Genomic DNA, 14,535 nt, shown 5'->3' on the forward strand with positions numbered 1-14,535 from the left:
CGGGCGGGTGGCGCGGCACCGGCGGTCGACCGGCCGCCCGTCGCCCCCGCGCGGCCGCGACGGCGAGGGCGCCGGTTCGGTGTGGCGGCGACCGTCGTCGTCGCGCTCCTGCTGGCCTGGCCGATCGGTCTGGTGCTCTGGGCGGACGGGCGCCTCGAGCACGTCCCGGCGCTGAGCGAGGCCGCGGACACGCCCGGTACCACGTACCTGCTCGCGGGCTCGGACGCGCGGGGTGACGGCGCCGTGCCCGAGGACGGCACGATCGGCGCCCGGACCGACACGATCATGCTGCTGCACGCTCCCGAGTCGGGGCCGGCCGCCCTCATCAGCCTCCCGCGCGACACGTACGCCGAGATCCCCGGCCACGGCGCGAACAAGCTCAACGCCGCCTTCTCCTGGGGTGGCGCGCCCCTGCTCACGGCGACCGTGGAGCAGCTCACGGGCCTGACCGTCGACCACTACGTCGAGATCGGCTTCGGCGGCATCACGGGCGTCGTCGACGCGGTGGGTGGCGTCGAGCTGTGTCTCGACCGCGACGTGAACGAGCCGCTGAGCGGCCTCGTCTGGACGGCGGGCTGCCACGTCGCCGACGGCCCGACGGCGCTCGCCTTCGCGCGCATGCGCTACGACGACCCCGAGGGCGACGTCGGCCGCGCCAAGCGCCAGCAGCAGCTCATCGCCGCGCTCAGCTCGGCACTGGCGGACCCTGCGGTGCTGCGCAACCCGGGCCGCCAGGTGTCGCTGGTCCGCGCGGGCACCGACGCGCTCGCGGTCAGCGAGGGGACGGGCGTCGTGGACCTCGGCCGCCTCGCGCTCGCGTTCCGCCGTGCCACCGGCCCCGAGGGCATCACCGGGACGCCGCCGATCGCCGACCCGGACCACCGCCCGGGCGGCGTCGGCTCGACCGTCCTCCTCGACCCGGACGCCACGCCGGGCTTCTGGGCGGGGATCCGCGACGGCTCCCTGCCCCCCGGACCCGTCGGCGGCCTGCCGGGCTGAGCCGGGTCGGGACCCGCCTCCGACACGCCGGACCTCACACGGGCGACGGCCGTCCGGGTGAACGCGGCTCATCCCGCTCGGAGGGCTGCCGATAGGACCGACATGATCCGCAGACTCTGCGCGTGCGTCGCTGCGGCCGTCCTCGCGGTCGCCATCGGCGTCGTCACGCCGGCGGGGCCGGTGGCCCCCGCCCGGGCCGCGTCCGCGAACGCCGTCGACACGGCGAGCCGTGCGGCCGTGGACGCCGGCTACCTCGCGCGGTGGGCGCCTGCGGCCGCCACGACCGCGGCGGTGTCCTCGACCGCGGTCCCGGCGAGCTGCACGCGCGGCTCCGTCTCGCCGTCGACGAGGACCCAGGTCCTCGCGGCCTGGAACTACGCGCGCGGGCTCGCCGGCCTGGACGCCGTGACCGAGGACCCGGCGCTGGCCGCGAGCACGCAGGAGGCGGCTGTCGTCTTCTCGCGCAACGACACGATCGCGCACTACCCGAACCCGAGCTCCGAGTGCCTCACGGAGGCCGCGAGGAAGGCGGCTGCCGGCTCGAACATCGGGATCGCGTGGGGCACGGTCCCCACCGCGGCGGCGCTCGTCAACGGCTACCTGACCGAGGAGCACGACGCCGGCCGGGACCTCGGGCACCGACGGTGGCTGCTCTACCCGCAGCTGTCGACGACCGCCGTCGGCATCGCCACCACCACGGGCAGCGGCGTCACGTACGGCCGGAACTCGGCCAACGCCCTGCGGGTCGTCGACTCGGGCCGCAACCGCGGCGCGACCGCGCCCGCCTGGGTGCCCTGGCCGACGGCCGGCTACTTCCCCGTCCCGCTCGAGCCCCTCGGTCGGTGGTCGCTCACCTCGTCCGCCCCCGACGCGGACTTCTCCGCCGCGACGGTCAGCGTCCGGGGCCCCGGGGGCGCGGCGCTGCCCGTGACCGTCTCGCGGCCGGCCCGCGGCTACGGCAACCCCACGCTCGCCTTCACGGTCGGGAACATCACGAAGCCGTCGGGGGCCGCCGAGACCGTCTACTCCGTGACCGTGAGCGGCATCAAGAACGCCGCGGCCGCGAGCCACTCCTACGAGGTCAGGCTCTTCAACCCCGGGGCACCCACCGTCTCGGCGCCCGTCGCGACGACCGTCGACCTCGGCGCGGCGGCGACGTTCCGCGTCACCGCGACGGGGTCGCCCGCGCCGACGGTGGCCTGGGAGCGCAGCACCGGCGGGAGCACCTGGACGAGGATCGCGGGCGCCACGGGCACGACGTACACGTTCACGCCCGACGCCGCCCACGACGGCCTGCGCGTCCGGGCGGTCGCGACCAGCCCGCTCGGCACCGCCACCTCGCCCGCCGCGGTGCTGACGGTCCTCAGCGACCCGGGCGTCACGAGCGGGCCGCAGGACACGGTCTTCGCCACGGGCGGCTCGGTCCTCCTGAGCGCGACGGTGTCCCGCGCGGCCGGCGCCACGTACCGCTGGGAGCGCCGGACCGGTGGCACGTGGTCGGCGGTCCCGTCGGCAGACGCGCGGACCCTGACGCTCACCGGGCTCACCGCCGCCGACGACGGCGCCCAGCTCCGCCTCGTCGTGACCACCCCGCACGGCTCCGCGACGTCCCGGACCGCGACCATCCGCCTCGACGACCGGGCGTACGTCGCCGTCCCGCCCGTCCGCGTCCACGACTCGCGGACGACGTCGACGACGCACGGCGCGGTCACGTGCCTCAGCGTGACCGGCGCCGGCACCGGCGTGCCGGCCGGCGCCGCGAGCGTCTCGCTCAACGTGACGACCGTCCGCCCGACCGGGCCCGGCCACGTCGTCGTCTACCCGGACACCGCGGGGACGGGCTCGACGCCCGCGCCGGCCGCGAGCACCGTGAACTTCGTCCCGGGTGCCGACGTGCCCAACGCGGCCGTCGTCGCGGTGCCCGCGAGCGGGAAGGTCTGCTACCAGGTGCGCGGGTCGCGTGCGGGCGTGGTGGTCGACCTCGTCGGCTACCTGCTCCCCGGGTCGGCGGTCACGGTCCAGATGCCGCAGCGCCTCGACGACCGCTCGGGCGTGGTGCCCGGGCAGGCGGTCCGCCTGGATGTGGCCGGCCGCGCCGGCGTGCCCGAGGACGCCACCGCCGTGCTGCTCAACGTGACCGCCGCCGGGTCGCGGGCACCCGGAAACCTGCGGCTGTTCCCCGCGGGCGCGACACCGCCCCCGACGTCCAACCTCAACTACGCGGCCGACGGCGACCGCGCGAACGCCGCGCTCGTGCAGCTCTCCGACGACGGCGCCCTGAGCTACGTCTCCCAGACCAGCGCGGGCAACCGGCTGCGCGTCGTGCTCGACGTCGTGGGCTACACGGTCCCCGGCTCGGGGCTCGTGCCGATCGACGCGGACCGCGTGCTCGACACGCGGTCCGGCGGCGGGGCCCTGGTGGGCGGGACGAGCCGGGCGCTCTCCGTGCGCGGGACGGTCCCCGACCACGCCACCGCCGTGGTGCTCAACGTCATCGCCGTCGCGCCGACGACGATCGGCAACCTCCGGGTGTTCCCGCGCACCGCCGGCTCGACCGCGCCGCCACCGACGTCGTCCCTGAACTACATCCCGCGGGTCGACACCGCGAACCTCGTCGTCGCGACCATCGGCGCCGATGGCGAGGTCGTGGTGCACACCGACCAGCCCGCGGGCGGGCGCACCCACGTGGTCGTGGACGTCCTCGGTTACCTCACCGACCAGCCGCCGTCCTGAGCGCGCGGTCCTCCGCGCGGGGTCTGGTCACCGCGCCGCCGCGGGGGCGGTACGTCGCGACGAGGCGGGACAGCCCCGCCTCCACCGCGGCGCGCAGGGGCCCTTGCGCGCGCTTCTCGACCACGCGGTGCACGGCCCACGCGAGCCCGAGGGACACGGCCACCGCCGCGAGCAGCGCCACCGGCGTCGGCACCGCGTCGTGCAGCAGGTGGATGGTCCACCAGCCCCAGTACTCGTGCACGAGGTACAGCGGGTAGGTGAGGACCCCGAGCGTCGTCAGCACGGGCAGGTCCACGCGCGCCAGCCGCGTGAGCGTCAGCGCCGCGACCGCCGCGAAGCAGCCGACGACGAGCAGCCCGAGGACCACGGGCGACGGCACGAACGCGGTGTTCCGGCTGAGCGAGGCGAGCTGCGCGGGCACGACGTTGACCAGCGCGACCACCACGTTCAGCCCGACGAGCGCCCACGGCAGGCGGGCGTGCCCGTCGCGGTGGATGAGGAAGAGCAGCATCCCGCCCGCGAAGAGGGGCGCGTACCGGCTCACCAGCAGGGTCTGCGCCCACGACGCCCCGGCGTGCTCGGCGACGAGCCCGGCCAGGGGCCACAGCGCGCAGAACGCGAGCACGCGGCGCCGGGTGAGGCCCACCGCGACCAGGACGACGACGATCGCGTAGAACCGCAGCTCGGCCCACAGCGTCCAGTACACGCCGTCGACGTGGGCGACGGCGAAGACCTCCTGGAGGAGGGTCGCGTTGACCGCCACCTGGCCCAGGGTGATGTCCTTGCCGTCCGGCCACAGGACCAGCAGCAGGACGCTCGTCAGGACGAGGGCGGTCCAGTACGCCGGGAACAGGCGGCCGACGCGCGAGCCCACGACGGCGGGCACGCTCCGGCCCCAGGCGCTCCAGAGGATGACGAAGCCGCTGATGACGAAGAAGAGCTCAGGGCCGAGGGCGAAGTAGCTCGTGACGCGGCCGAGCTCGCCGAAGCGCGCCGCCGGCTCCTCGCCCCACGCCGTGCTCCACCGGGCGGTGAAGTGGTAGAGCAGCACGCCGGCGGCGGCGCCGAACCGCAGCCCGTCCAGGGTGCGCAGCCGGGAGCCCGCCGCGGTACCGGCGCGGCCGCCCTCCGGGGTGCGGGGAGAGGGCACGGCGTGCGGCACCTGTGGTGCGCGAAGGGCCGTGACCATCCCGTGACCTTAGGTGAGGTCCCCTGACCTCGCCCGCCGAGCACGGACCCCGAGGGCGCCGTGCGGCGCCCTGTGCTCAGGCCCCGAAGCCGGTCACCGCACCGCCCGGGCGGTGCCGCGCACGCAGGCGCTCGCCCTTGGCGTGGGCCTGGTCACGCAGGTCGCCCTGGAACGCCGTCATGCGCTCGCGCAGGGCCGCGGCCCGGTCGTCGCCGCCCGCGGCCAGGACGCGCACCGCGAGCAGGCCCGCGTTGCGCGCTCCCCCGACGGAGACGGTCGCCACCGGCACGCCGGCGGGCATCTGGACGATCGACAGCAGCGAGTCCAGGCCGTCCAGGTGGGCGAGCGGCACGGGCACCCCGATGACCGGCAGCGGCGTGACCGCCGCGAGCATGCCCGGCAGGTGCGCGGCGCCCCCGGCGCCGGCGATCACCACGCGCAGGCCGCGCTCGGCCGCCGTGCGCCCGTAGTCGACCATCTCCTGCGGCATCCGGTGCGCGGAGACGACGTCGACCTCGTGCGGCACGCCGAACTCCGCGAGCGCCTGCGCGGCTGCCTCCATGACGGGCCAGTCCGAGTCGGAGCCCATGACGACGCCGACGAGCGGTGCGGGGGAAGTGCGGTCAGCCATGTCGTGCTCCTCGGTCCGGGTGGGTCGGTCAGGCGGGGTCGCCGCGCAGGATCGCGGCGGCCCGCGCGGCGCGCGCGCGGACGTCGGCGAGGTCCTCGCCCGTCACGGTGACGTGGCCGAGCTTGCGCCCGGGCCGCACCTCCTTGCCGTACAGGTGCACCTTCGCGGCCGGGTCCGCGGCCAGCACGGCGGGCAGCGCGTCCGTGAGGCGCTCGAGCGAGCTACCGAGCACGTTCGCCATCACGGCCCAGCGCGCACGGGCCGCCGTCTCCCCCAGCGGCAGGTCGAGCACCGCGCGCAGGTGCTGCTCGAACTGGCTCGTCACGGCGGCGTCGATGGTCCAGTGGCCGGAGTTGTGCGGTCGCATCGCGAGCTCGTTGACCAGCACGCGCCCGCGGTCACCGCCGGCGACCTCGAACATCTCGACCGCGAGCACGCCCGTGACGTCGAGCCCCTCGGCGACGGCGCGTGCGGCCTGCACCGCGGCGCGCTCCACCTCGGGGTCGAGGTCGGGCGCGGGCGCGAGCACCTCGGCGCACACGCCGTCGCGCTGGACGGTCTCGACCACGGGCCACACCCGCACCTCGCCGGACGGGCGGCGCGCGAGCAGCACGGCCAGCTCACGCACGAAGGGCACCTTCTCCTCGGCGAGCAGCGCGGGGCCGCCGATCCGCGCCGCGGCGAACCACTCCGCGACGTCGTGGGCGGAGCGCACCACCCGCACGCCCTTGCCGTCGTACCCGCCGCGCGCGGTCTTGACCACCGCCTCGCCGCCGACGTCCTCCAGGAAGGTCGCCAGGGCCGCGGCGTCCGCGACCGGGGACCACCGCGGGCACGGTACGCCGAGCTCCGTGAGGCGCCGGCGCATGACCGTCTTGTCCTGCGCGTGGACCAGCGCCTCGGCGCTCGGCCGCGCGGGCACGCCCGCCGCGGCGGCGGCCTCGAAGGCCGCGGCCGGGATGTGCTCGTGCTCGAAGGTGAGCACCGCGGGCAACGGCTCCCCGAGGAGCCTGGCGACGGCGGACGGGTCCTGCGGCGAGCCGACGGGAGCGTCGGCGACGACCTGCGCGGCCGACGTGGTCGGGGACTCGACGAGAACCCGGAGCCCCACTCCCAGCGCGGTCGCCGCGGGCGCCGTCATCCGGGCCAGCTGGCCGCCGCCCACCACCGCCACGAGAGTCACGAGCGGGGAGCCTAACAACCGGCTCAGCGACGTGGGCGGCGGCCCTTGCGGGTCGAGACGAGCGAGCCGCGCGGCAGCACGACGTCGGGGTCCAGCGTCTTGGGCACCCCGGCCAGGAAGATCGCGAAGGTGGCCGGTCGCCGCTGCGCGAGCTCGAGCCGGCCGCCGTCGGCCGCGACGAGGTCGCGCGCCAGGCCCAGGCCCAGGCCGGTGCCCTTGCCCGAGGTGACCTCCCGCTCGAAGATCCGCGGCGCGAGGTCGTCGCTCACGCCGGGACCCTCGTCGCTCACCTCGACGACCATCGCCCCGCTGGCGCCGGACGGGCGGGCGCGCACGGTGGTGGTGCCGGCGCCGTGGACGAGCGAGTTCTCGATCAGCGTCGCGAGCGCCTGCGCGAGCGCGCCGGGCGTCGCGAGCACGGCAGTGCCCGGCGGCACCTCGACCTCGAGCCGCCGGCCCGCGGAGGCGAAGGACGGCGTCCACTCCTCGCGCTGCTGGTCGACGACGTCGCGCAGGTGGACGGCCTCGGTCGTGCCGCCCTGGGCGCGGCGCGAGCGGGCCAGGAGGTCGTCCACGACCGTGACCAGGCGCTCCACCTGCTCCAGCGAGATCCGGGCCTCCTCGCGGACCTCCTCCTTCTCGGTCGCCGCCGCGATCTCCTCGAGCCGCATCGTCAGCGCGGTCAGGGGTGTGCGCAGCTGGTGCGAGGCGTCGGCGGCGAACTGCCGCTCCGCGGCGAGACGGCCCGCGAGGCGGTCCGCGCTGCGGGCCAGCTCCGCCGCGACGAGGTCGATCTCCTCGATGCCGGACGGCTCCAGGCGGGGCCGCACCTGCCCGGACCCCAGCTGCTCCGCGCTCGCCGCGAGGTACACGAGCGGCGCGGCCAGGCGGCGGGCCTGCCACAGGGCCATCGCGATCCCGGCCGCGAACGCCACGACCGCGGCCGCGGCGACGAGCGCGACGGCGCCCGCCGACCGCCAGAACACGTCCCACCACGACGCCGTGAGCAGCACGACCGCACCCGAGTCCGTGCGGACGACCTCCGGGTACGCGCGACCCTCGACCGGCTCACCCGCCTGGAAGCGCTCACCGGACGCCGTGACCACCGACACCGACGCCGGGAGCTCGCCGTCGCCGCCGACGTAGACCTCGAGGAGCTCGTCGTCGAGCGGACGGTCCGTCGCCAGGCGGCTCTCCACCTGGCGCGCGAGGGCCTCGGCGCGCTGGTGGAGGTCGCGCTCCTCCGCCTCCTGGATCAGCCGGGCGCCGTAGAACGCCAGGGGGAAGCCGAGCAGGACGACCGCGACCGTGACGGCCGAGATCGTCGCCAGCAGGACGCGGCGGCGCACGTCGGGTCAGCCGGCGCCGGTCTCGAAGCGGAAGCCCATGCCTCGCACCGTCGAGATGTACCGCGGGGCGTTGGCGTCGTCGCCCAGCTTGCGGCGCAGCCACGACACGTGCATGTCCAGCGTCTTGGTCGAGCCGCTCGGGTCGGTGTCCCACACCTCGCGCATGAGCGTCTCGCGCGGCACCACGGTGCCGGCGTCGCGCACCAGGACGCGCAGCAGCTCGAACTCCTTGGCCGTGAGGTGGAGCTCGCGCTCGCCCTGGAACGCGCGGTGGGCGCCGAGGTCGAGGCGGACGTCCTGGGCGGCGACGTCGCCCTCGTCGCCGCCGTCGGCGTGCGAGCGGCGCAGCAGAGCGCGGACGCGGGCGAGCAGCTCGGCCAGGCGGAAGGGCTTGGTCACGTAGTCGTCGGCCCCGGCGTCCAGCCCGACGACGAGGTCCACCTCGTCCGCGCGGGCCGTCAGGACCAGCACGGGCGTGGTCAGCCCCTGCTGCCGGATCCAGCGCGCGACGTCCAGGCCGTCCATGTCCGGCAGGCCGAGGTCGAGGATGACCATGTCCGCGCCAGGCGCGGCGTCGATCGCACCTTGACCGGTGCCTTGCACGACCACCTCATAGCCCTCACGCCCGAGGGCCCGGGCCAAGGGCTCGGCAATGGCCGGGTCGTCTTCCGCCAACAGAACCTGCGTCATGTGGTCATGCTAAGTCACGTCCCGGCCCGCGTGGCCAGACCCACGTCCCCCGCGGCGCGGCGGTCCCCCCGCGGGCGGACGGTGGCGGCGCGCGCCTGGGCCCGGGGTCCGACGCCGCCTGTAGCCGCCACCCCTACGCTTGCCGCGTGCACTGGTGGGAGCGGGTCGGCGCCTGGGACGAGTCCCACCGGCTCAGCGTCGACGCCGCCGGCGCCGCGCTGGTCGGGCTCGTGCTGTTCCCCGCCACGGCCGGCTTCTCCCCCGGCACCGATGCGACCGCGGCGCTGGTCTTCGCCACCCTCATGCTCGTCGCGCTGGCCTGGCGCCGCACGCTGCCGACCGCGTCGGCCGCGACGATCTACGGCCTGGGCCTCACGCACATCGTGCTGGGCCACCCCCTCCTGCTGCCCGCCGACGTCCTCGTCCTGGTGGCCCTGTACTCGGTCACCGTGCACGGGCCGGTGTGGGCCTACCGCACGGCGATCGGCGGGGCGCTCGTGGGGGCCGTCGTGCTCGGGACGGCGGTGCTCGCGGCGCAGCAGGGCCCGGACGCCGCCGTGTCGGTCGCGTTCGTCGTCGGCCTCCTGGCCGTCAGCGTCTTCGCGTTCGCGCTGGTCCGCCGGTCGCGGCGGGAGCGCATCGACTCGCTCGTCGACCGCGCCCTGCGGCTCGAGGTGGAGCGCGACCAGCAGGCGCAGCTGGCGACGTCGGCCGAGCGGACCCGCATCGCGCGCGAGATGCACGACATCGTCGCCCACTCCCTGTCCGTGATCATCGCCCAGGCCGACGGCGGCCGGTACGCCGCGGCCGGCGACCCCGCCGCCGCGGCCCGGTCCCTGACGACGATCTCCGAGACGGGCCGCGCCGCGCTCGCCGACATGCGCCGCCTGCTGGGCGTGCTGCGGCCGGAGCTCTCGGGCGCGGGAGCCACCGGCACCACCGCCGGCCCCACGGGCGGCGGGCGCGCGTCAGAGCCCGCCGCGATCCCGGACCTGACCCCCCAGCCCGCCGTCGGTGACATCGCCCAGCTCGTCGAGCAGGTCCGCGCGAGCGGCATGCGGGTCTCGCTGGTCCGCATGGGCACGGACCGCCCGCTCCCCCCGGGGACCGGGCTGACCGTCTACCGGATCTGCCAGGAGTCCCTGACGAACGTGCTCAAGCACGCCGGGCCGACGCCGACCGTCACCGTCCTGCTCCAGTGGACCGCGACCTCGCTCGTCCTCGAGGTGTCGGACGACGGCCGCGGCGCCGCCGCGACGGGCGCCGACGGCGCCGGGCAGGGCGTGCTGGGCATGCGCGAACGTGCCGCCATGCTGGGCGGCACGCTGTCGTTGGGCCCGCGCCCCGGCGGCGGCTTCCGTGTCCGCGCCGAGATCCCCGTCCCACCCCGCACCGAGGAGCTGCAGCAGCCGTGAGCCCGAGCGACCCCACCGGACCCGCACCCATCCGCGTCGGTCTCGTCGACGACCAGCAGCTCGTCCGCGCGGGCTTCCGCATGGTCATCGACTCCCAGCCGGACCTCGAGGTGGTCGTCGAGGCCGGGGACGGCGCCGAGGCGCTGCGCCGGCTGGCCGCGGTGCCGTGCGACGTCGTGCTCATGGACGTGCGCATGCCGACGCTCGACGGGCTCGCGGCGACCGCGCGGCTGACCGCCACCGGGGAGCCGACGCCGCGCGTCGTCGTGCTGACGACGTTCGACCTCGACGAGTACGTGCTCTCCGCGATCCGGGCCGGCGCGAGCGGGTTCCTCCTCAAGGACGCGCCGCCGGAGGAGATGCTCGCCGCCATCCGCACGGTCCACGCGGGCGACGCCGTCATCGCGCCGTCGAGCACGCGCCGCCTGCTCGAGCACCTCGTCACGGCCCTGCCCGACACGACCGAGCCGACGCCGCACCCCGGCCTCGCCGACCTGACGGACCGCGAGCGCGAGGTGCTCGTGCTCATGGCGCGCGGACGGTCGAACACGGAGATCGGGCGCGACCTCTACGTCGCCGAGGCGACCGTCAAGACGCACGTGGGACGCATCCTGGCCAAGCTCGCCGCGCGCGACCGGGTGCAGGCGGTCGTCACGGCGTACGAGTCGGGGCTGGTGCGGCCGGGCGCCTGACTCCGCCCGCGGGATGACGGCCGGGCGGGCGAGGCCATGCCAGGGCGCGACGCCGCCCCGCTCGCCCCGCCCGTAGCGTCGGGACCACGCTCGACCTACCCCCGGAGAAGAACCTGTGGATCTCACCGCCCTGGACCCTGCCGCGATGCCCGGCTCCGCACGACCCGGCACGGAGACGGAGGCCGAGGCGCGGCGTGTCGCGGTGCGGGCGCGCGGCCTCGGCAAGGTCTACGGCTCCGGGGATGCCGCCGTGCACGCCCTGGTCGACGTCGACGTCGACTTCGCGGCCGGCGCGTTCACGGCGATCATGGGCCCCTCGGGCTCGGGCAAGTCGACGCTGATGCACCTGCTCGCGGGCCTGGACACGGCGACCTCCGGCACCGCGTACCTCGGCGACACCGCCCTGTCGGAGCTCGGCGACAAGGAGCTCACGGTCCTGCGCCGCACGCGCATCGGGTTCGTCTTCCAGTCCTTCAACCTCCTGCCGATGTTCACGGCGGAGCAGAACGTGGTGCTGCCCCTGGAGCTCGCGAACACACCGGTCGACCGGGAGTGGATGAGCACGCTCGTCGACACGCTCGGCCTGGAGCAGCGTCTCTCCCATCGGCCGAGCGAGCTGTCCGGCGGGCAGCAGCAGCGCGTCGCGATCGCGCGCGCGCTGATCGCCAAGCCCGAGGTCGTCTTCGCCGACGAGCCCACCGGCAACCTCGACTCCCGCTCGGGCGCCCAGGTCCTCAGCTTCCTGCGGCAGTCGGTCCGCGAGCTCGGCCGCACCGTGATCATGGTCACCCACGACCCGTCGGCGGCCGCCTACGCGGACCGCGTGGTGCTGCTGGCCGACGGCCGCATCGCCGGGGAGATCACCGAGCCCACGCCCGAGTCCGTGCTCGCCGGACTGGACGCGCTGCGCACGCTCGACGAGCCCGGGGCCCGGTGATGCTGCGCCTGACCTTCGCCCAGATGCGGCGCAGCCTGGGCCGGCTCGTCGCGGCGGGCGTCGCGATCGGGATCAGCACGGCGTTCGTCACCGCGACGCTCCTCGCGTCCGACGCGATGGAGTCGACGGTCTACGACGCCGTCACCGCCGGCTACGGCGACGCCGACCTCGTCGTGAGCGACGGCGAGGTCGACGACGCGACGCTCGCCACGCTCGAGGCGGTGCCGGGCGTGCGTGCCGTGCACGGGTACTCGCAGGTCGGCACCGAGCTCACCGGCCCGCGGGGCCAGACCTACGCGGGGATCAGCACGGTGGCCACCGACCCCGCGCTGCGGTCCGGGGCGCTCGTCGAGGGGACGCTCCCGCGGACCGCCGGCGAGATCGCGCTCACCGAGGAGAGCGCGCAGGTCGTCGGCGCCGGCCCCGGGACGACCGTGCAGGTCTCGATCGAGTTCTGGACCATCGGGGACGACGGCACCGAGACGACCAGGGTCAGGGTCGACGACCTCACGGTCGTCGGCATCCTGGACCTGCCCAGCGCGACGTTCGCCACCGCCGAGTCGGGCGTCGTGGTCGAGAGCCTCGGACGCCAGTGGAACGCGTTCACGCTGGGCCAGGGGCAACCGCAGCGGTACTGGCACGCCACGGCGGCGCTGGCCGACGGCGCGTCGCCCGCCGACGCGCAGGCCACGGCGACGGCGGCCCTGGGCGGCGACGTCGTCGTGCGGACCATGGAGGAGATGGGCCGCGCGATCACGGCGCAGGTGACCGGGCAGGCGGACCAGTTCACCGCCGTCGTCCTCGGCTTCGCCGGCGTCTCCCTGCTCGTCGCCGCGCTCGTCATCTCCAACACCTTCCAGGTGCTCGTCGCCCAGCGCACCCGCACGCTGGCCCTGCTGCGCTGCGTGGGCGCCGACCGGTCCCAGCTGCGCCGCTCGGTCGTCGTCGAGGCGCTCGTGGTGGGCTCCGCGTCCTCGCTCGTCGGCCTCGCGGTCGGGATCCTCGTGGTGCAGGTCGCGCTCGCGCTCCTGGGCGGCAGCGTCGGCGACGTCCCGCTGCCCGCGCGCATCACGCTCACGCCGGCCACCGTGCTCCTGCCCCTCGGCATCGGCACGCTCGTCACCGTCGCCGCGGCCCTGGCGCCGGCGGTCGCGGCGACGCGCGTCGCTCCCCTGGCCGCCCTGCGACCCGCCGGGACGCCGACGCTCGCCGAGCGGTCGAGCCGCCTGCGGCTCTGGGCCGCCGGGCTCCTCACCGTGGGCGGGGCCGGGGCGCTCGTGCTGGGCCCGGTGGTCGCCGTCCTGGCCGACCTCGTCGTCGGGCTCGCCCTGGGCCTGGTCGGCGGCACGCTGTCCTTCGTCGGCGTCGTCCTTGGAGCCGTGTTCTGGGTCCCCCGCCTGGTCGGGTCAGCGGGGCGCGTGCTGGCCCGCTCCGGTGGCCCGGCGGCACGCCTCGCCGCGGCCAACAGCGTCCGCAACCCCCGTCGCACCGCGGCGACGAGCAGCGCGCTGCTCATCGGCGTGACGCTGGTCGGGATGATGGCGACCGGAGCCGCCACGTCGCGCACCAGCCTCACGAGCACGCTCGAGGGGAAGTACCCCGTCGACGTCGCGGTGGGCACCCTGGCCAACGCGGAGCCGTTGCCCACGGGACTGGCGGACCAGCTGCGCGCGGTCGACGGCGTCGCCGACGTCACGGAGCTGACCGGGGCCCTGGTGGACGTCGTCGACGGCCTCGACCGCCTGCCCGAGTCGGAGCGCGCCATGGCCGGCTCGTTCACCGAGGTGCGCGCGGTCGACCCCGCCGCGGCGGCGCGGGTGCTGCTGGCGCCCGACGCCCTCGAGGGCCTGGACGACTCCCACGTCGTGGTTCCCACGCACCTGACGATGTGGACGCAGATCGAGACCGGGGACGAGGTGACGCTGTCCGCCGCCCGCCCGACCGAGCAGGTGACCTCGCCGACGCAGGGCCCGGCGGCGCCACCCGTCACCGTCGCGGTGCCGTCCGACGAGGCACCGCAGGACGGCGGCGCCCGGGTCACCCTCACGGCCGTGGTCACCGACCTGGCCGGGTCGGCGATGATCGTCACGCCCGCCGCGCTCGAGCAGATCAGCCCCGACGCGCCCGTGACGCGGACCTGGCTGCGGCTCGGCGCGGGCGAGGACGCGGCCGACGTCGTCTCCCGGGTCACGGCGGTCGCGAGCGAGACCGGGGCGGCTCTGGACACCACCGGCGCCGCCGTCGAGCGGGCCTTCTACCAGCAGGTCGTGGACACCCTGCTCGCGGTGGTGGTCGCGCTGCTCGGCGTCGCGGTCGTCATCGCGGTCGTCGGGGTGGCCAACACCCTCTCGCTGTCGGTCCTGGAGCGACGCCGCGAGTCGGCGACCCTGCGGGCCATCGGCCTGTCCCGGGCCCAGCTGCGCCTGACCCTGGCGGTGGAGGGGATGCTCATCGCGGGGGTCGGCGCCGCGGTCGGCGTGCTCCTCGGCACGCTGTACGGATGGGCCGGCGCGGCGACCCTGCTCAGCACGGTCGGCCCCGTCGACTTCGTCGTGCCGTGGCGCGACCTCGGCCTCGTGCTGCTCGTCGCGGTGCTCGCGGGTCTCCTGGCCTCGGTGCTGCCCGGGCGCAGCGCCGCCAGGACGTCCCCGGTCGCCGCGCTCACCGTGGAGTAGGTGCCGCGCGGGCCTGGGGACGACGCCGTCGTCCCCAGGCCC

The 14,535-nt window shown here is 76.1% G+C and carries 11 protein-coding genes; 6 read left to right on the plus strand and 5 right to left on the minus strand.

The window, feature by feature from the left end; all coding sequences use genetic code 11:
- Nucleotides 1-999, plus strand: a 999-nt coding sequence (locus tag IDM29_RS17525) for an LCP family protein (RefSeq protein WP_304518673.1), incomplete at its 5' end; no start/stop codon positions are given.
- A 102-nt stretch (nt 1,000-1,101) separates the two neighbouring features.
- Complete coding sequence (locus IDM29_RS09670; RefSeq protein ID WP_182111780.1) at nt 1,102-3,732, plus strand: CAP domain-containing protein; 2,631 nt, start codon at nt 1,102-1,104, stop codon at nt 3,730-3,732.
- On the opposite strand, the gene IDM29_RS09675 is transcribed toward IDM29_RS09670, so the two are convergent.
- The 5 genes from IDM29_RS09675 to IDM29_RS09695 form a co-directional block, all read right to left on the minus strand.
- Nucleotides 3,710-4,882: an acyltransferase gene (locus IDM29_RS09675; RefSeq protein ID WP_182111781.1), complete on the minus strand. Its 1,173-nt coding sequence runs from the start codon at nt 4,880-4,882 to the stop codon at nt 3,710-3,712. The genes IDM29_RS09670 and IDM29_RS09675 overlap by 23 nt on opposite strands.
- Nucleotides 4,883-4,997: 115 nt before the next feature.
- Nucleotides 4,998-5,552 (minus strand): 5-(carboxyamino)imidazole ribonucleotide mutase, encoded by a 555-nt coding sequence (purE, locus tag IDM29_RS09680; protein WP_182111782.1) that lies wholly within the window; start codon nt 5,550-5,552, stop codon nt 4,998-5,000.
- 28 nt (nt 5,553-5,580) lie between these two features.
- Nucleotides 5,581-6,735 (minus strand): 5-(carboxyamino)imidazole ribonucleotide synthase, encoded by a 1,155-nt coding sequence (locus IDM29_RS09685; protein WP_255491595.1) that lies wholly within the window; start codon nt 6,733-6,735, stop codon nt 5,581-5,583.
- Nucleotides 6,736-6,758: 23 nt separating this feature from the next.
- Complete coding sequence (locus IDM29_RS09690) at nt 6,759-8,084, minus strand: HAMP domain-containing histidine kinase (RefSeq protein ID WP_182111783.1); 1,326 nt, start codon at nt 8,082-8,084, stop codon at nt 6,759-6,761.
- Between the two features lie 6 nt (nt 8,085-8,090).
- Nucleotides 8,091-8,774, minus strand: coding sequence for a response regulator transcription factor (locus IDM29_RS09695; protein ID WP_182111784.1), 684 nt, complete (start codon nt 8,772-8,774; stop codon nt 8,091-8,093).
- A gap of 146 nt (nt 8,775-8,920) precedes the next feature.
- Between IDM29_RS09695 and IDM29_RS09700 the strand changes: the two genes are divergently transcribed.
- From IDM29_RS09700 to IDM29_RS09715, 4 genes are all read left to right on the plus strand, one after another.
- Complete coding sequence (locus tag IDM29_RS09700) at nt 8,921-10,189, plus strand: sensor histidine kinase (protein ID WP_182111785.1); 1,269 nt, start codon at nt 8,921-8,923, stop codon at nt 10,187-10,189.
- On the plus strand, nt 10,186-10,881 hold the full coding sequence (locus IDM29_RS09705) for a response regulator transcription factor (protein ID WP_182111786.1): 696 nt from the start codon (nt 10,186-10,188) through the stop codon (nt 10,879-10,881). Before IDM29_RS09700 ends, IDM29_RS09705 begins: the two co-directional genes overlap by 4 nt.
- Before the next feature lie 145 nt (nt 10,882-11,026).
- Nucleotides 11,027-11,818, plus strand: a complete 792-nt coding sequence (locus tag IDM29_RS09710; RefSeq protein ID WP_182114243.1) for an ABC transporter ATP-binding protein — start codon at nt 11,027-11,029, stop codon at nt 11,816-11,818.
- A complete protein-coding gene (locus IDM29_RS09715; protein ID WP_182114244.1) occupies nt 11,818-14,493 on the plus strand; it encodes an ABC transporter permease in 2,676 nt (891 codons plus the stop codon). The genes IDM29_RS09710 and IDM29_RS09715 overlap by 1 nt, the downstream gene beginning before the upstream one ends.
- Nucleotides 14,494-14,535: the final 42 nt, after the last annotated feature.

Origin of the sequence: Actinotalea sp. JY-7885 (genome assembly GCF_014525465.1) — a bacterium.
In the GTDB taxonomy this organism is placed as follows: Bacteria; Actinomycetota; Actinomycetes; order Actinomycetales; family Cellulomonadaceae; genus Actinotalea.